This is a genomic window from Peribacillus frigoritolerans (assembly GCF_040250305.1).
Classification (GTDB): domain Bacteria; phylum Bacillota; class Bacilli; order Bacillales; family DSM-1321; genus Peribacillus.
Map to the genome: position 1 here is coordinate 3,813,678 of NZ_CP158190.1, position 16,686 is coordinate 3,830,363.

Here is a 16,686-nt window from a genome sequence, read left to right on the forward strand (position 1 = left end):
GTTCCTTAGTATATAAACCGACTGCGGTGTGCAGCCGGTTCGTTCTGTATCAAGAATAGAGTATTGCGTTTTCCAACATTTGTCCAGTCTTTCCCAATAAATAGTTGGGATTATTTAAATAAACGGAGGAAAATGGCACCTATCATTATTTATGCTATGTTATTACAAAAAAGACTTTTGTTCAAGGATTGTTTGAATTTTTGTCACCATGAGGTCAATTGCCACATGGTTTTGACCGCCTTCCGGAATGATGATGTCGGCATAACGCTTCGTCGGTTCTATGAACTGATTATGCATCGGGCGAACGACACTGATGTATTGTTCGATGACGGAATCTATGGAACGGCCGCGTTCTTTAATATCACGGGTCATCCGACGAAGGATCCGCAAGTCTGCGTCCGTATCAACATATAGCTTCATATCCATCAAGTCTCGGAGGCGCTCGTCCTCCAGCACAAGAATCCCTTCAAGGATGATGACATCCTGGGGTTCAACTGTGATGACTTCTTCCGAACGCGTATGGATCGAATAATCATAAACCGGTTTTTCTATCGTTTCATAGCGCAGCAATGCGTTAATGTGATCGATTAGCAAATCATTATCAAATGCAAGCGGATGATCATAGTTCGTTTTCAAGCGCTCTTCAAAAGGCAGATGACTTTGATCTTTATAGTAATAATCTTGTTCGATCATCAAGATGGAATGTCCTTGAAAGAATTCAAAAATGGAACGGGTAACACTTGTTTTACCTGATCCAGACCCTCCGGTAACTCCGATGACCACTGGTTTCTTTCTTGTCATGTCAATTCTCCTTCCGCATCATATTGTTCACATAAACTCTATTATCTACTTGAATGCGGACAATTTGAAGCGGATGGCGGGCTGCCTCCAGCTCCTTACCTGACTCATCCCAGATCGTACCGATTTTTTGAGTGAAGTTTTCGATTTCCGGTCCAAAAAACTCCACTTCATCTCCAGGCTTGAAGAAGTTACGTTGCTGCATGGTAACGATTTTAGTTTCCTCGTCGTAATCAAGCACCAACCCTGCGAAGTCGAAGCGAGTCTTTACGGTATGATTCCCGAACATTTGCTGTTTATACCCAGGAATTTCACCTTCCATGAACGATGATGCCGTCTCACGATTCGCACACTTATCAAGCTCTTCCAGCCATTCTTGTTTAATCTTGAAATTGTCCGGATCGGCACAATACGCATCAATCACTTTACGATAGACGCTGACAACTGTTGCAATATAATGAATGGACTTCATTCTTCCTTCGACTTTTAAGCTGTCTATGCCAATTTCAATCATGCCTGGCAGTGATTCAATCAGCTTCAAGTCTTTTGGACTCATTGCGAATGGTGCATCTTCTTTATCGAATAAAGCCTTTTCCCCGTCTTGATCCAACTCATATAAATCATAATCCCAACGGCAAGACTGACAGCAGCCGCCGCGATTCGAATCACGCGCCGTCATATGGTTCGAAAGGGTGCAGCGTCCAGAATAGGCAATGCACATGGCTCCATGAACGAAAGCCTCGATCTCGATATCGACCTTCTCCTTCATTTCACGGATTTCATCAGCACTCGTCTCACGTGCCAAAACAACCCGCTCCAAACCTTCCTCTTTCCAATACTGAACAGCCTTCCAGTTCGATAGGGATTGCTGTGTGCTTAAATGGATCTCGACGTTCGGAGCGACCCGTTTACAGGTTTCGATGATTAATGGATCGGCTACGATGATACCATGAACCCCAGCCTCCTGAAGTCCTTCCAGGTATTCATCCAAACCATCTATATTTTCATTATGAGCGAAGATATTTGTCGTTACATATACTTTAGCGCCATACTTTTTAGCGAATTCGACGCCTTCCTTCATTTCCTCAAACGTGAAGTTGCCGGCATTGGAACGAAGACCATATTCCTGACCGCCAATGAACACGGCATCCGCGCCGTAATGGACGGCAATTTTTAATTTTTCAAGGTTGCCGGCCGGAGCCAGCAATTCCGGTTTTTTTACAATGACTCTCTTTCCATCAACGATCTTGGAAATTTTATCAGCAATAGCATTCAAGGCTATTCCTCCTCTTTCTCTTACCCTTTTCTTTAATAAACCGATTCTTTAAAGAAGAACCCGGTATCCAACTCGCGATTATCCGGCTGAACCGCTTTGACTTTTTCAAAGAGCTCAGATTTAATATCATCATAGCGGTCAGGGTCTTCAGCACATACGTCAATCGCTTCCCGATATAGCTTTGTCATTTCAATGATATATTCCGGTGTTTGCAATAGCCCTTCGATTTTCAGTGAATCGATTTCCGCTTCAATCAATTCCTGAAGTTCATCAATCATGCACATATCATTCGGACTCATGATATGTGTGCCATTTTCATCCTCATAAATCGGGTATTTATTTTCACGTTCCTTATCATGCAAGAACATACTTCTATTTTCCTTCCGATTTTCCACTTCCATTGCCTTGCCTTGGTATTCAAAGTAATTACCTAGAAGCGTACGCTTCGATTGGAACATGCATGTCATGCCGTGCACTTGCACTTCCATCTCCACTTCGGCATTTTCCTTCATTTCCACTATCTCGTCCAGACTTATCTCACGGGCAGCCACGGCACGGACAGCACCGCGTTTCCCCCAGTAATTACATGTATACCAGTTCGTTACCGTCATCTCTGTATTCCAATGCAGGGGCATATCAGGTGCCACGGCACGGACAGCCATTAAGACTGCGGGATCACCGAATATGATCCGATCGGCACCAGCTTCTTTAAGGAAGGTGACATACCCTTCAAGCTCGTCCACTTTTTCATTATGAAATATGGCGTTCATGGATACATACACTTTCTTGCCCGCAGCATGTGCAAGCTCAATCGCCTTCTCGACAGCTTCACGTTTGAACTCTCCTGCCAGCCTTAGTGCATAACGTTGTTCGCCAATGACGAAGGCATCAGCGCCGGCATCGATGAGTTCTGTTATATGTTCGACACTTGTCGGAGTCACGAGTAATTCAGGCTTTTTCATTTTTGTCACCTCTATGTTTACTTATGGCCACACCATCACCAATCGGCAAAATTACGGTATCGAAATTGGGATGGTCATGTAACCAGATGTTAAAATCTCTGATTTTTTTGATGAGAGCTCGCTTTCTTCTCGTCATTTCCATTTCTTCAATGTTTTCGGCAACCAGGCCTTTGAATAAAACATTATCAGTAATGATGATGCCAGCACTAGCAAGGAATGGTTCAAACAGTTCAAAGAATCGCTTGTACTGCCCTTTAGCTGCATCAACGAAGATGATATCAAACGGACCATGTTCCATGACTTTCGGCCCAGCTTCAAGGGCATCCCCTTCAATGAGGGTGATCCTTTCCGACAGTCCCGCCTTCTTGAAGTTAGCTCTTGCCTGCTCAATACGGGCTTCATTCCGTTCAAGTGTGACGATACGAGCATCCGGAAGGGTCTCAGCCATCCTTATAGCCGAATAGCCAATCGCCGAACCTACTTCCAATATCGCCTTTGGCTGATGAAGCCTTAATATCTGTAGCAGTACCTCAATGCCTTCGGGCTCCATGATCGGCACATTATTTTCCAACGCAAAATCTTCCAACTCCTTAAGCAAACCCGTACGCTCCGGAATTAAGGAATGAAGATATTGTTCTATTTTTCCGTTCAAAACGTTTCCTCCAATTATAAGGAAAACAAAAGCGCTTGGTCAGTAACATGAAGAAATTGATAGGTCAATTTCTTCACAAGGAGCAGCTGAAACAAGTATGCTTGACGATCTACATTTCCTTATCTTTCAAAATAAAACCCGGCATTCGCCGAGTTACGTCACCGATAGGAATCGGATCTAAAATTCACTTGTACTATTCTATCATAAAAACAAGGGGAAAGTAATATCTCTCCCCCCTCAGTCTCATTGCATTTTTTTATTTATTTATTGGAAATATGCTCTGCCTTTTTGATATTGTGGTCATCCAAGGTCTTCGAGTAAAGGACTTCCCCTTCAGGTGTTGCCAAAAAGTATAGGTAATCCGTTTTCTCAGGTTTCAGTACCGCATCGATTGATGTCGTTCCGGCATTTGCAATCGGCCCTGGAGGCAGCCCCTTATTCTTATACGTATTATAAGGTGATTTCACCTCAAGGTCTTTATAATACACCCTGCTCTTATGTGAACCTTTCGCATACAAAACGGTCGGATCCGTTTGAAGCGGCATCTCTTCCTCAATACGATTGTAAAAGACGGAAGCTATTTTTCCGCGATCGACCTGTGCCGTCGCCTCTTCTTCAACAAGCGAAGCGAAGGTCAGCATCTCATGTACGGAATAATCGTTTTTGTCCATCTGGGTCTCGTATGCCTGCAATGTCTCTTCGGTTTTCTTCAGCATCTCGATGACGATCGATTCCAGTGTCGGCTTTTCCTCATAAAAGTCATAAGTAGCTGGGAAAAGGTATCCTTCAAGCGGATATAAAACCTTTTCATTTTCAATTTCCGAGGTCAAGAGCTGCGGAAATTTCTCTTGCATGGCATTAACGAATTTCTTATCATTCAATTCCTTAAATACCTTTTTCGGATCTTCACCCGTCTTGACTGCGATGATATCGGCAATTTGGACAAGCTGCTTTCCTTCAGGAATCGTAATCTTCATTGCAGCTTCCTTCATGAGTTTTCCGGTTTTGATGCTTGTGACGATATCTTCAATTGGCATGGAAGGTGATAATTTATACTCACCTGCCTGAAAACCGGATTCATTGCGGAATTTAATATAATATTTGAATACGCGTGCGTCCTTGATTATCCCCTGCTCTTCAAGCAGTGTCGAAATTCCGTTAACGGAAGAACCGATTGGGATTTTCACTTTCTTGATGGTGTCATCTTCGGGATCGACTGGTTTCATGGCTGAGTTGATATATAAAAAGCCCACAAGACCAACTATCCCAATTAGTACAATAAGCGAAGCTATCGTAATCATGATGATTTTACGAACCAGCTTGGCTTCTCCTTGCTGTTCTAACAATTTCATTCGGATATGTTCCTTTTTAGATAAATTTTTATCTTTTTCATCCATTTTCATTCCCCCTGCAAACTCACACCAACTACAGAATGGTTTCTAGATGATGCTTTCTCTAATTAATCTTTGCTTCGAACATTATACTAAAATCAACAAATAATTACATGTTTTTTGCAAAACTACATTCATCAATACTCTATTTATGGCAAAAATGCACTAGTTTTGTCAATATACAGGTATTATTTAATAGGAAAATAGTGATATATTTGTCTAAGTTTTTTTGAGGGTATATTGATTTCCGCTCCAGGCACTCGCTTTCCGCGGGCGGTCCGGGAGCCTCCTCGGCTACGCCTGCGGGGTCTCCCCTAGACGCGCTTTTCCCGCAGGAGTCTCGCACCTTACTCTCCAATCAACTTTGTTTTAATTATTTACTCAGCTTAAAAATTTGTTCCCTGCATGTATTAGGCATTTTCTAGAAATGACAGGAATATTCATGTAGGAATGGTATTATTGATTTAAGATAAAGAAAGGTGTGAAGGAGTTGGATAATTCTTATTTTGTAGGTTGGGGGACATTGGCACTCATAAACGCCGGACTTGCTCAAGGTAAAAATAGAACGGCGTTGAATTGGTTCTTGCTATCTTTATTTTTGGGTCCGCTCGCCACTTTTATGCTTTTATTCGCAGAGAAAAGATAAGGTGTTACTGGTACATAAATGAAAAAACCGACCTTTTTAAGGGTTTGTACAATTTGAACGTTGATTTCCTTTCCAGGCACTCGCTTTCCGCGGGCGGTCCGCCCTCGGCGCCTTTGCGCCTTTGGTGTCTCCCCTTGACACGCTTTTCCCGCAGGAGTCTCGCACCTTCCAATCAACTTTGTTTTTAAATTTTAGATTGAGCCTCTTTTCAAAAAAAAAACCGACCTTTAGGGGCCGGTTTTTTTCTAATCTTATTCTTCTTCTGCTTCTTCTTGGTCAAGGAATGTATTTAACATTTCTTCGACTAGATCCCACTCTTCTTCTGTTTCGATCGGTGTAAGTTCACCATCTTTATTATCTTCGCTCGGTACGAATGATGAAGCGTGGATTTCGATTTCTTCCTCATCATCTTCCGCTGACATCGGATAGTAAAGTACATAAGATTTGTTGAATTTATCTGAGTCGAATGTGAAAAGGATTTCGCAAAGTTGCTCGTTTCCGTTTTCATCTACTACTGTAATGTTGTTTTCGCCGTGTTCCATTTGTATTCACCTCATATTGAATTTGTTTGTCTGTCCAAGAATCCTTGCAGAATCATGACAGCTGCCATTTTATCAATGACTTTCTTGCGTTTGCTTCGGCTCACGTCCGCCTCAAGAAGGACACGTTCAGCCGCCATAGTTGTCAACCGTTCATCCCAGAGAAACACCGGCAGCTTGAATTTGTTTTCTAATCGTTTAGCGAAATCTTGGCTGATCTCGCCTCGCGGTCCAACGGTCCCATTCATGTTTTTAGGTAAACCGAGGACAATTTTAGAAACATCATGCTCTTTTATAATTTCATTGAGGCGTTTAAAGCCGAAGTCATTTCCAGCTTCGTTAATTTTGATCGTTTCCAATCCTTGTGCAGTCCAACCCATCGCGTCACTCAGGGCGACGCCGATGGTTTTTGAACCTAAATCAAGTCCCATTGTGCGCATTAGTATTCCTCTCGATGGTTCTTAAGATACGACTTAACCAATTCTTCGATGATTTCATCGCGTTCAAGCTTACGAATAATGTTTCGAGCATCCATATGGCGCGGGATGTAGGCCGGGTCACCAGATAATAGATAACCGACAATCTGGTTTATCGGGTTATAACCTTTTTCCTGAAGTGCAACATAAACTTGAGACAATACTTCTTGTACATCTCTTTCGAATGGTTCTTCGGGAAAATTAAATTTCATCGTTTTATCAAAGGAACTCATAAACATGCACCTCTCCTCAGCGTCCAGAATCCACTATTACCTACATTGTACAACACTTTCCATTGATTATGAAATCGATAAGACCCATTCTTCAACAAAATTAAGCGCTGCATCCAATTTTTCTGGGTCTTTTCCGCCGGCTTGGGCCATATCCGGACGTCCGCCACCGCCGCCGCCGCAACGGGAAGCAACTTCTTTGACCAATTTACCAGCATGGAAGCCGCGGTCGATGTAATCCTTAGTCACTCCGGCAATCAAATTGACTTTTTCACCTTGGGCCGAACCTAATACGATAATGACAGAATCGAGCTTTTGTTTCAAATCATCTGCCATTGCACGCAGATTATTCATGTCGGTAGCTTGAACCTTGGCCACCAATACTTGAACGCCATTTACGTCTTTTACGTTAGAAACAAGGCTGCTTGCTTCAATATTACTTAATTTTGCAGTAAGGCTTTCATTCTCACGATGAAGATCCTTCACTTCAGCCAGTACCGTTTCAATTCTTGAAGGTACATCTTTCAAGTTCGTTTTCAATTTGGCAGCCGCGTCTTTCAAGACACCGATTTGATCAGTCATCAATTTGTATGCCCCTGCACCCGTTACCGCTTCAATACGGCGAGTACCTGCGCCGATGCCGCTTTCGGATACGATTTTGAACAAGCCGATTACGGCTGTATTCGGAACGTGGACACCCCCGCAAAGCTCAAGGCTGTAATCGCCGATTTGAACGACACGGACAATCTTGCCGTATTTTTCGCCGAACAACGCCATTGCGCCCATAGCCTTTGCTTCCTCGATGTTTTTATAGTCCGTATTCACTTGTAAGCTTTGCCAAATCTTTTCATTTACAATCGTTTCGATTTGTTCAATCTCTTCCGCCGTTATCTGGCCAAAATGAGAGAAATCGAAGCGAAGGCGTTCAGCCTGTACGAGTGACCCTGCTTGATTGACATGTGTTCCAAGCACATCTTTCAACGCCTGATGCAGAAGATGCGTCGCTGTATGGTTTTTCGTGATATGGATCCGATTTTCTTGATTTACCGTAGCTACGATATTGGAATCTGCTGTTAAAGTGCCGGCAGTAACCGTTACACGGTGCAGATTTTGGCCATTAGGGGCCTTTTGGACATCATGGACATCAACCTTCACGGATTCACTGGCCATCGTTCCTATATCGGCTATTTGTCCGCCGCTTTCAGCATAGAAAGGAGTCTTGTTCAGTATCACTTGAACTTCTTCACCTTCTTGTGCCTCCGTTACAAGCTCGCCATTTTTTACTATGGCAGCAACTTTGGCTTCGACAGCGACTTGATCATAGCCGACAAATTCACTTTCAACTTTAATATCTCCCAATACCCCGCCTTGGATTTGCATGGAATCCACATCTTGACGCGCTGAACGGGCACGTTCACGCTGTGCATCCATTTCCTTCTCGAATCCAGCCTGATCGACCGTCATGCCTTCTTCTTCTGCATATTCTTCCGTTAACTCAATCGGGAAGCCATATGTGTCATATAAACGGAATGCATCACTGCCAGGAATGGTTGTACCGCCTTTTTCCTTTTCCTTTTTAATGACTTCAGAAAGGATGGCGAGTCCATCATTTAGAGTTTCATGGAAGCGTTCCTCTTCATTCTTGATTACTTTTGCAATGAACTCTTTATTCTTAAGGACTTCAGGGTAGAAGTCTTTCATGATTTCGCCGACGACCGTCACAAGCTCGAACATGAATGGTCGATTGATGTTGATTTGCTTAGCATACCGGACCGCTCTCCGGAGTAAACGGCGCAATACATAACCGCGGCCTTCGTTGGATGGAAGAGCCCCGTCACCTACTGCAAAGGCTACCGTACGAATATGGTCGGCAATGACCTTGAAGGCAACATCTTTTTCTGAATCAACACCATATTTCACATCGGAAATCTCTTCGACTGCCCGGATGATTGGCATGAATAAATCTGTATCATAGTTCGTCGCCACATCTTGAACGACGGAAGCCATACGTTCAAGGCCCATCCCTGTATCGATATTTTTCTTTGGAAGCGGTGTGTAAGAACCGTCCGGATTATGGTTGAATTGGGAAAACACAAGATTCCAGACTTCTAGATGCCGTTCATTTTCCCCGCCTGGATATAGTTCCGGATCATTCGGATCATCGCCATATGCTGGTCCGCGGTCATAGAAAATCTCTGTATTCGGGCCGCTTGGACCTTCACCGATATCCCAGAAGTTCTCTTCCAGGCGAATGATCCTTTCAGCAGGAACACCGATTTTCTTATTCCAGAGTTCGAATGCTTCATCATCTTCAGGATGGATCGTCACAGCCAATTTCTCTTTGTCGAACCCAATCCATTTTTCATCCGTCAAAAATTCCCATGCCCATGTGATGGCTTCTTCTTTGAAATATTCGCCAATGGAGAAGTTTCCGAGCATTTCGAAGAACGTATGATGACGTGCCGTTTTCCCCACGTTTTCAATATCGTTTGTACGGATGGCCTTTTGAGCATTTGTGATCCTTGGATTTTCAGGAATCACCCGTCCATCAAAATATTTCTTTAACGTCGCCACCCCGGAATTGATCCAAAGCAATGATGGATCTTCATGTGGAACCAATGACGCACTTGGTTCGATGGTATGGCCTTTTTCACTAAAAAAATCTAAATACATTTGGCGGATTTGAGCACCAGTTAAATACTTCATATATATATCCTCCTTTAAAAATTATGTAATTTTGAGCACACAAAAAACCCCCATCCCAAAAACAGGGACGAGAGTTGACTCGCGGTACCACCCTGATTATGGACGCAGGAATTCATCCCAGGCCCATCACCTTCATAAAAGCCTTAACGCGGCATGACGGCAGGTATTAGCTGCTCTCAGGACTAGCTTTCTGCTGCTCTTCACCTTGCAGCCCCTTTCAGCCTGGGGGACCACTCTCTTTTAGATGGACTTCAGCATACTTCATCCTTCAACGAATTATCTTATGTTATGGATTATATTCACAAGACTTTTATTTGTCAATAAGGGGCGGCTTCTTTCTAAAGTGAACGCGGGCATGAAGTACAAAAACTTTCAATACAGCCAAGATGGGAATCGAAAGGACCATGCCCATGATACCTCCTATTTCACCCCCGGCCAATAATGCGAGCATGATGAACAGCGGATGCATATGGAGGCTTTTACCGACTATAAGCGGCGAAAGGATATTTCCCTCAAGAAATTGAAGTACAAGCACGATGACCGCGATGATCAACACCATTTTAACTGACATTGTCGCGGCAATGACCAGTGCAGGAATCGCCCCAATAATCGGTCCGAAATACGGAATGACATTCGTTATCCCGATTATCGCCCCCAATAGAAGCGGATATTGCATTCCGACTATCCAGAAGAGCAGCGAGGAAATCAAACCGATCACGACACAGACGATGATTTGTCCGCGGATATAGCCGCCAAGCGACGCATCCACATCACGAATGAATGCCCGTCCCTGCTTGCGCCATTTTTTCGGCGTCATATACCATGCCATTTTTTTTAAAACGGTGAAATCTTTCAGGATATAAAATGCGATGAATGGAATCAACGCAATCAGGACGATGAAATCAATCATCTTCATTGCATACTCCATCGCCTTTTCAGGTATACGCTTCAGCCAATCTTCGAAAAGGGTGACACCTTCTTCGAATCTTTCATGAATTCCGAACGGCCAGGCCGCCGTTTGATGATTGAGTTTATCAATGCTGCCCCGGTACTGTTCAACCAGTTCCGGCACGCTTTCCGACAGCTCGCGAACCTGGCTCACGATCACTGGAATGCCTTTATAAACAGCAAAGCCAATCCCTCCAAAAAACAATAAATAGATAATCGTAATCGAAAGCCAGCGACGCATCCCTTTCTCATTTAAATATTCCACTACAGGGTGCAACAAGTAACTGATGAACGCACCAATCAAAAAAGGCAGCAGTACCGTCACACATACAGTAACGAAAGGTCCCCACATGGGCTTAAGTTTCATAAAGATATAGATAACAAAAAATAAGAGCAATAAAAAACCCAGGCGATAAAACCACTTTAGACGAATACTCACAATAAACACCTCCCGCTCATTTATTCTTCGAAAAGCGGAAGGTTTTCATACATGAAAAAAGAGTGCCCTCATTACCAGGACACCCATTGCCGCTATAATAATGACTTTAATCTTTTGCGTATTTTCTTCATGTTCCGTTTAATCATCTTCGAGTTCATCAAGTCCGAACCCAAGTTCATTAGAGTATTGCGTGAACGTCTAGCCATTGCAAACACCTCTTCCGTTATTTACATACCGAAGCGGCGGTCATTTTCCTCAAACAAATCGTCCAATGAGCTTAAACTTCCATCTTCCTCGACTTGGTGCGTATTTATGAGCCCTTCGGATAGAGTCATTTCAATAAAGCAATTCCAACAATAATATTGATTTACGCCAATCTTCCCAACATCTTTACTGCGGCAATTCGGACATTTAATTTCCAAAATGGACACCTCACTGTTCATAAACTGAAACAATGATGGTATCCTTCCCTAATGCAGGCGGCTGTTTTGATTCTATCACTGTCGACTCCGAGAAAAACCCATCCGTTGTTTCATACGCTATAATCGTGCCCATTTTCTCCTTGAAATATACATCCTGCAGTAAACCAAGCTCTTCGCCCATTTCTGAAAAAAGCATGCGTCCCAATAATTCGTCCTTCGAAAGGCAAATGGAATCCGCAGGCACCTTCCTGAAGGTTGAATCCTGTTGCATGATGACGATCCCATCTGGACCGAATGAAGAAATATCGTCGAGTTTTAAATGAAAAGCCCTTTTGAACAATGCTTGTTGATGAACGACCAAGCCTGTTACCTTACCCATTTCAGAAATTGATAAATCGTGGACCGTGCCGATTCTTTCTCCTTTGATTGTAAAAACCGGCATCCCTTTCAATAAAGAAAACGTCCGCAAGGTCATCCCGCCTTTCCGAACATTTTTATTATCTCTTTACTAATGTAAATAGATGTGCTGAAAGGTTTTCCATTGTTGGTCCCTCTTCCGTCAATACAGAATCCAGGCCACAAAAAAAAGACCGGTTTCCCGGTCTAATACACTTACCTTACCATCCTCTGCTGGCACCTCCGCCACCGGAACTTCCTCCGCCGCCGCCCCGTGGACCGCCGCTTCCGCCTCCACGGCCGCCACCACCACCTCCGCGACTAATGAATATCAAAAGGATATTGATTAGCGTTTGAAGGAAAAATCCTTTAAAGAACTTGGCATCGAGGATGAATACGATGATGACTACGATGATAATGAGGAAAATCTGTAAACCTGATGGCTGAAAGGTTTCTGACTCGGGCTGAACGGTGAGATCTTGATAAAACTCGTCACCTAGGTCGTATTCTTTCGTGACGTCGTTATATACAGCCTTATAGGTCTCCGTCAGGGCAACATCATATTTACCCTCTTTCACCGCAGGGATAGCCACATCATCCAAAATCTGTCCAGATCTTATATCGGTAATGGCCCCTTCCAAACCGTACCCCACTTCAATGTGGATTTTCTGTTCTTCCATGGCAAGCACAATGAGGACTCCATTGTTCAACTCGGCATCACCAAGCTTGAATGATCTAAATGCCTCGACCGAGTACTCCTCGATTTCGGATTCTTCCATCGAATCAACCGTCAAAACGGAAATTTGTGCTTTTGTGGCATCATCCAATCGTTTCCCAAGTTCGATGAGTTCGGATTTTTCCTGATCATCCAGGACTCCAGCAAAGTCCTGAACATATATATCCCCAACTGGTTCAGGGATGTTAGGTTGTGCTGCGGCTACGTTTGCTAAACCGAACGTGAGAATGAAGAATAGCGCAAACACAGCGAGTCTTTTCATTATTTATCGCTCCCGAAATCAACCTTTGGCGTTTCTTTTTCTTGATCGGTCACTTCAAAATATGGTTTGGCATCGAACCCGAACGCTCCTGCCATCATATTCTTCGGAAAGCGTTTAATCATTTTATTATAGTTGGTAACTTCATCATTATAGTCTTTTCGTGCTACCGTCAGCCGATTTTCCGTTCCTTCCAAACTATCCATGAGACCCTTAAAGTTCTCATTGGCCTTTAAATCCGGATAGTTTTCGACAACCACCAAAAGTCGGCTCAAGGCCCCACTCAATTCTTGATCGGCATCAATCGCTTCTTCAGTCGAATTGGCACCGGCCAGCTTCGAGCGTGCATCACTCACCGCTTTAATGGCTTCCGTTTCATGCGAAGCATAACCCTTCACCGTTTCGACAAGATTTGGAATCAAATCCGCTCTTCGTTTTAATTGATTATCCACCTGCGACCATTTATTGTCGACGTCTTCACTTGCACTTACAAGGCCGTTATATGAAGATGCCCCATAAATGACAAGTAAAACGACAACGACTATTCCTATTATCCAACCTTTTTTCATCAAATACCCCCTACTCTTTCACATATTAGTTATAGTTCCACCAAAACTATGAATTTTAAACAAAATTCATCCAAAAGAACCCGCTACATAAAATCATAAGGCGTGACATTCTCCATCCCGATCATCGGGTCAGCATGCATGAGAATATCAAGATAACTTGATTGTTGAGATACCTCTCCCTTTTCCGCCGGCATTTCTTCTTCACTCAAAATCCCCTGCAGCTTTTCACGCAAAGTCGTTTTGCGGCTCATCTCATCATTACGCTCGATCCCTAAACGGAATGCATCTTCTTCACCACAAAGGATCAAGAAATTTTTACTGCGCGTAATCGCCGTATACAATAAATTACGTCGGAGCATCCGATAATAGCTTTTCACTACAGGTAAAATGACAATGGGGAATTCACTTCCCTGCGACTTATGGATGGAGCAGCAATAGGCATGTGTGATCTGGTTCAAGTCCTGCTTCGTGTATGTCACTTCGATGCCTTCGAACGATATGATTACTTTATCGACAGAATCGGTATTTTCTTTAGCGAACAATATCGACACGATTTCTCCCATATCGCCATTAAAGACGCCCTCCTCTGGCTGGTTCACCAGTTGAAGCACCTTATCTCCCGTTCTGTATATTACGTCTCCGAATTTTATTTCCCGCCGCTTTTCATCCGCATTGCTATTGAACACTTCCTGAAGCATTTTATTCAATGCATCAATGCCGGCAGGTCCTCTATACATGGGAGCCAGCACCTGTATATCCTTGGCCGTGAAGCCTTTCGTCCTGGCATTGGCAACCACTTTCTCGATAACTTGGGCGATTTGACCGGTTTGGCAGCGAATGAACGATCGATCTTCTTGCTGTTTCGTGACATCATCCGGAAGCCTTCCTTTTTTGATTTCATGTGCCAATTCAATGATCGACGAGCCATCGGCTTGACGATAAATATGTTCAAGACTGACAGTCGGGACACAATTCGATGCAAGCAAATCCTTTAAAACCTGCCCAGGTCCAACAGATGGCAGCTGATCTTCATCACCAACCAATATCACTTGGACATTTTCCGGCAGAGCTTTAAACAATTGATGGGCCAGCCACGTATCCACCATTGAAACCTCATCGATGATTACGATACGGCCATCCAGCTGATTATCCTCATCATGGGAAAAGCCTTCACTCCCGTTCCACCCGAGCAAACGATGGATCGTAACAGCGGGAAGCCCAGTCGATTCGGCCATGCGTTTCGCTGCACGGCCAGTAGGAGCCGCAAGTACGAATGGAAATGGATCGCTTCCTTCTTTTTTATAATCGTTAATGTCCATGGAAACGCCATGCAGCTCTGCATATAGCTCAACGATTCCTTTGATGACTGTCGTCTTACCCGTACCCGGTCCGCCCGTCAAGATTAACATGGGTGATTGCAGGGCCGTTTGGATCGCTTCCTTTTGGGCCGGGGCATAGGAAACATCCAGCCGCTCTTCCAGCTCCCCAAGTGCCAGCAAGAACTCTGATTCGGGGAACTGGTCCTCATACTCGGTTTGAGCAAGCAGCCGCTTGATGTTCATCACGATTCCCTTTTCCGAATAGAAAAGCGAAGGCGGATAAATTCGTTGATCCTCGACAACTATTTTCCCCTCTTGCGTCAATTCGATTATTTCCGAGGAAATGTTCGTGAACTCAATGCGGTCCCGCTTATTTTCCTCAAGCAGCCGTTTGACCGCTTCCAATAGCTGCTCAGCTTCTATGTAGATATTTCCGTCCTGCAGGCATTGAGATTCAAGCGTATACAAGCACGCAGCCTTGATTCGGTCGGGATGGCTGCCGGAAATGCCCAGCTGATGTCCAAGCTCATCCGCCCGTCCAAAACCAATCCCTTCAATATCCTCTACGAGCTTATACGGATTTCCCTGAACCATCGTGATCGTATCCTGTTTATACATTTGATAAATCTTCATCGACAGCTGCGGACCGAAGCCATATTGATTCAGGGCGATCATCACCTGCTCCAGACCTTGATGCTCGACCAATGTATCATAGAGGCCCTTTGCCTTTTCCCCGGATAGCTTCGGGATATCATCAAGTAGCGAGGGCTGAGCCAGAATTTTTGAAATTGCCTTTTCACCCAGTGTCTCAACAATGCTTTCTGCTGTTTTCTTCCCAATGCCCTTGAAAAGGTCACCTGATAAATAACTGACGATGCCTTCCTTGGATTGAGGCAGATCCTTGCGAAAATGCTCTACATGAAATTGAAGGCCAAAACGCGGATGTTCCTTCATGGCCCCATAAAAAATATAGATCTCATCCTCATGCATCCTTGGAAAATAACCAGTTACGACCGCTTCCTTCTCTTCATAATTCAGATTCGTTTCATGCACACGAATTCTTACAACCGAGTACATATTTTCTTCATTATGAAAGATCGTCACTAAATGACTTCCTTTCATGAACATTTTCTCTTCTGAAAACAAATCCAACGAATCTTGCTGGCTCAACGCTTCTCCCCACCTTTCCATGCATATGCTTTTTATTTACTCAGCATTCATTTCTTCCAACAGTTTCTTACCGTGCGCAGCAAGCATATGGTCAGGCTGTGCTTCCAAAGCCTTATCAAAATAAGCCATCGCTGCTTGCGCATCCTCACGATACCCTGCAAACGCAACACCTAAATTATAATAAGCATCCGCATGATTCGGATCCTGTTCCACAACTAAATTCAGTTGATTGATCAATTCATCATATAATTCCGCATTAGCAAGACATAACGCATATTGGAATCTTGCATCAACGTCCTCAGGGCTCAGCTCCACCGTTCTCTGTAAATAAGGCATCGCCAATTTCGGCTGATCTAATGCCATCAATGTCAATCCAAGCATGAAGTAAGCATCGCTGTTATCCAGCCCTAAACGGATTGCCTTTTCGAACATATCCTTCGCTTCGACTAGTTTAGAATCTGATTCATAATATAAGTTTCCTAAAGAATAGTAAGCCGCTGCTGCATTTTCATCCAGCTCGATCGCCTTTTTGTAAAACTTGACCGCTTTATCCGTTTCACCAACGGCAGTCAATACATTCCCAAAGTTTATGTAGGCAACAGGCTCATTCGGATTTTCCTCGATCGCCTCATTAAAAACTTTCGCCGCTTCTTCGTATTTCCCTTGCTGCATAAATTCAATTCCTTGTTGATTCTTATCCATATCCATTCACACTCCATTTTTATATTAAAAAGTATAGCATAAGCCAGTGG

General features: G+C 43.7%; 17 protein-coding genes. 1 reads left to right on the top strand and 16 read right to left on the bottom strand.

What is annotated here, in order from left to right; translation table 11 throughout:
• Nucleotides 1-162 precede the first annotated feature (162 nt).
• From udk to mltG, 5 genes are all read right to left on the bottom strand, one after another.
• Entirely contained in the window at nt 163-801 is a 639-nt protein-coding gene (gene udk / locus ABOA58_RS18705; protein WP_034308619.1) for a uridine kinase, read from the bottom strand.
• Nucleotide 802: 1 nt separating this feature from the next.
• Nucleotides 803-2,074 carry a peptidase U32 family protein gene (locus tag ABOA58_RS18710; RefSeq protein WP_144479406.1) on the bottom strand — a complete coding sequence of 424 codons (1,272 nt, stop codon included), beginning with the start codon at nt 2,072-2,074 and terminating at the stop codon, nt 803-805.
• Between the two features lie 32 nt (nt 2,075-2,106).
• Entirely contained in the window at nt 2,107-3,036 is a 930-nt protein-coding gene (locus ABOA58_RS18715; RefSeq protein WP_350299540.1) for a peptidase U32 family protein, read from the bottom strand.
• On the bottom strand, nt 3,023-3,688 hold the full coding sequence (locus ABOA58_RS18720) for an O-methyltransferase (protein ID WP_350299541.1): 666 nt from the start codon (nt 3,686-3,688) through the stop codon (nt 3,023-3,025). The genes ABOA58_RS18715 and ABOA58_RS18720 overlap by 14 nt, the downstream gene beginning before the upstream one ends.
• Before the next feature lie 260 nt (nt 3,689-3,948).
• Nucleotides 3,949-5,085, bottom strand: coding sequence for an endolytic transglycosylase MltG (gene mltG, locus ABOA58_RS18725; protein WP_350299542.1), 1,137 nt, complete (start codon nt 5,083-5,085; stop codon nt 3,949-3,951).
• A 484-nt stretch (nt 5,086-5,569) separates the two neighbouring features.
• On the opposite strand from mltG, the gene ABOA58_RS18730 reads away from it, so the two are divergent.
• The gene (locus ABOA58_RS18730) at nt 5,570-5,725 is read left to right on the top strand and encodes a hypothetical protein (protein ID WP_202190573.1); all 156 of its coding nucleotides are present in this window, start codon (nt 5,570-5,572) and stop codon (nt 5,723-5,725) included.
• Nucleotides 5,726-5,976: 251 nt separating this feature from the next.
• Here the strand turns inward: ABOA58_RS18730 and ABOA58_RS18735 are convergent, their stop codons facing one another.
• From ABOA58_RS18735 to ABOA58_RS18785, 11 genes are all read right to left on the bottom strand, one after another.
• On the bottom strand, nt 5,977-6,267 hold the full coding sequence (locus ABOA58_RS18735) for a DUF1292 domain-containing protein (RefSeq protein ID WP_063232962.1): 291 nt from the start codon (nt 6,265-6,267) through the stop codon (nt 5,977-5,979).
• A gap of 11 nt (nt 6,268-6,278) precedes the next feature.
• The gene (ruvX, locus tag ABOA58_RS18740; RefSeq protein WP_034308633.1) at nt 6,279-6,704 is read right to left on the bottom strand and encodes a Holliday junction resolvase RuvX; all 426 of its coding nucleotides are present in this window, start codon (nt 6,702-6,704) and stop codon (nt 6,279-6,281) included.
• Complete coding sequence (locus ABOA58_RS18745; protein ID WP_034311358.1) at nt 6,704-6,973, bottom strand: IreB family regulatory phosphoprotein; 270 nt, start codon at nt 6,971-6,973, stop codon at nt 6,704-6,706. Before ABOA58_RS18745 ends, ruvX begins: the two co-directional genes overlap by 1 nt.
• Before the next feature lie 66 nt (nt 6,974-7,039).
• A complete protein-coding gene (alaS, locus tag ABOA58_RS18750) occupies nt 7,040-9,676 on the bottom strand; it encodes an alanine--tRNA ligase (protein ID WP_350299543.1) in 2,637 nt (878 codons plus the stop codon).
• A gap of 310 nt (nt 9,677-9,986) precedes the next feature.
• Nucleotides 9,987-11,063 (bottom strand): AI-2E family transporter, encoded by a 1,077-nt coding sequence (locus ABOA58_RS18755; RefSeq protein ID WP_350299544.1) that lies wholly within the window; start codon nt 11,061-11,063, stop codon nt 9,987-9,989.
• A 227-nt stretch (nt 11,064-11,290) separates the two neighbouring features.
• The gene (locus ABOA58_RS18760; protein WP_034311361.1) at nt 11,291-11,506 is read right to left on the bottom strand and encodes a hypothetical protein; all 216 of its coding nucleotides are present in this window, start codon (nt 11,504-11,506) and stop codon (nt 11,291-11,293) included.
• Nucleotides 11,496-11,954 carry a PRC-barrel domain-containing protein gene (locus tag ABOA58_RS18765; protein WP_350299545.1) on the bottom strand — a complete coding sequence of 153 codons (459 nt, stop codon included), beginning with the start codon at nt 11,952-11,954 and terminating at the stop codon, nt 11,496-11,498. The genes ABOA58_RS18760 and ABOA58_RS18765 overlap by 11 nt, the downstream gene beginning before the upstream one ends.
• 148 nt (nt 11,955-12,102) lie before the next feature.
• Entirely contained in the window at nt 12,103-12,879 is a 777-nt protein-coding gene (locus tag ABOA58_RS18770; RefSeq protein WP_350299546.1) for a TPM domain-containing protein, read from the bottom strand.
• On the bottom strand, nt 12,879-13,448 hold the full coding sequence (locus ABOA58_RS18775; protein WP_434547741.1) for a LemA family protein: 570 nt from the start codon (nt 13,446-13,448) through the stop codon (nt 12,879-12,881). The genes ABOA58_RS18770 and ABOA58_RS18775 overlap by 1 nt, the downstream gene beginning before the upstream one ends.
• Before the next feature lie 80 nt (nt 13,449-13,528).
• A complete protein-coding gene (recD2, locus tag ABOA58_RS18780) occupies nt 13,529-15,934 on the bottom strand; it encodes an SF1B family DNA helicase RecD2 (RefSeq protein WP_350299548.1) in 2,406 nt (801 codons plus the stop codon).
• A 36-nt stretch (nt 15,935-15,970) separates the two neighbouring features.
• Nucleotides 15,971-16,636, bottom strand: a complete 666-nt coding sequence (locus tag ABOA58_RS18785; protein WP_137019033.1) for a tetratricopeptide repeat protein — start codon at nt 16,634-16,636, stop codon at nt 15,971-15,973.
• Between the last annotated feature and the right edge of the window lie 50 nt (nt 16,637-16,686).

Excerpts from the sequence above, each read along its gene's own strand:
- ABOA58_RS18745 (WP_034311358.1), bottom strand. The coding sequence starts at position 6,973 with ATGAGTTCCTTTGATAAAACGATGAAATTTAATTTTCCCGAAGAACCA.
- udk (WP_034308619.1), bottom strand. The coding sequence starts at position 801 with ATGACAAGAAAGAAACCAGTGGTCATCGGAGTTACCGGAGGGTCTGGA.
- alaS (WP_350299543.1), bottom strand. The coding sequence starts at position 9,676 with ATGAAGTATTTAACTGGTGCTCAAATCCGCCAAATGTATTTAGATTTT.
- ABOA58_RS18715 (WP_350299540.1), bottom strand. The coding sequence starts at position 3,036 with ATGAAAAAGCCTGAATTACTCGTGACTCCGACAAGTGTCGAACATATA.
- ruvX (WP_034308633.1), bottom strand. The coding sequence starts at position 6,704 with ATGCGCACAATGGGACTTGATTTAGGTTCAAAAACCATCGGCGTCGCC.
- ABOA58_RS18770 (WP_350299546.1), bottom strand. The coding sequence starts at position 12,879 with ATGAAAAGACTCGCTGTGTTTGCGCTATTCTTCATTCTCACGTTCGGT.
- ABOA58_RS18785 (WP_137019033.1), bottom strand. The coding sequence starts at position 16,636 with ATGGATAAGAATCAACAAGGAATTGAATTTATGCAGCAAGGGAAATAC.
- ABOA58_RS18735 (WP_063232962.1), bottom strand. The coding sequence starts at position 6,267 with ATGGAACACGGCGAAAACAACATTACAGTAGTAGATGAAAACGGAAAC.
- ABOA58_RS18760 (WP_034311361.1), bottom strand. The coding sequence starts at position 11,506 with ATGAACAGTGAGGTGTCCATTTTGGAAATTAAATGTCCGAATTGCCGC.
- mltG (WP_350299542.1), bottom strand. The coding sequence starts at position 5,085 with ATGGATGAAAAAGATAAAAATTTATCTAAAAAGGAACATATCCGAATG.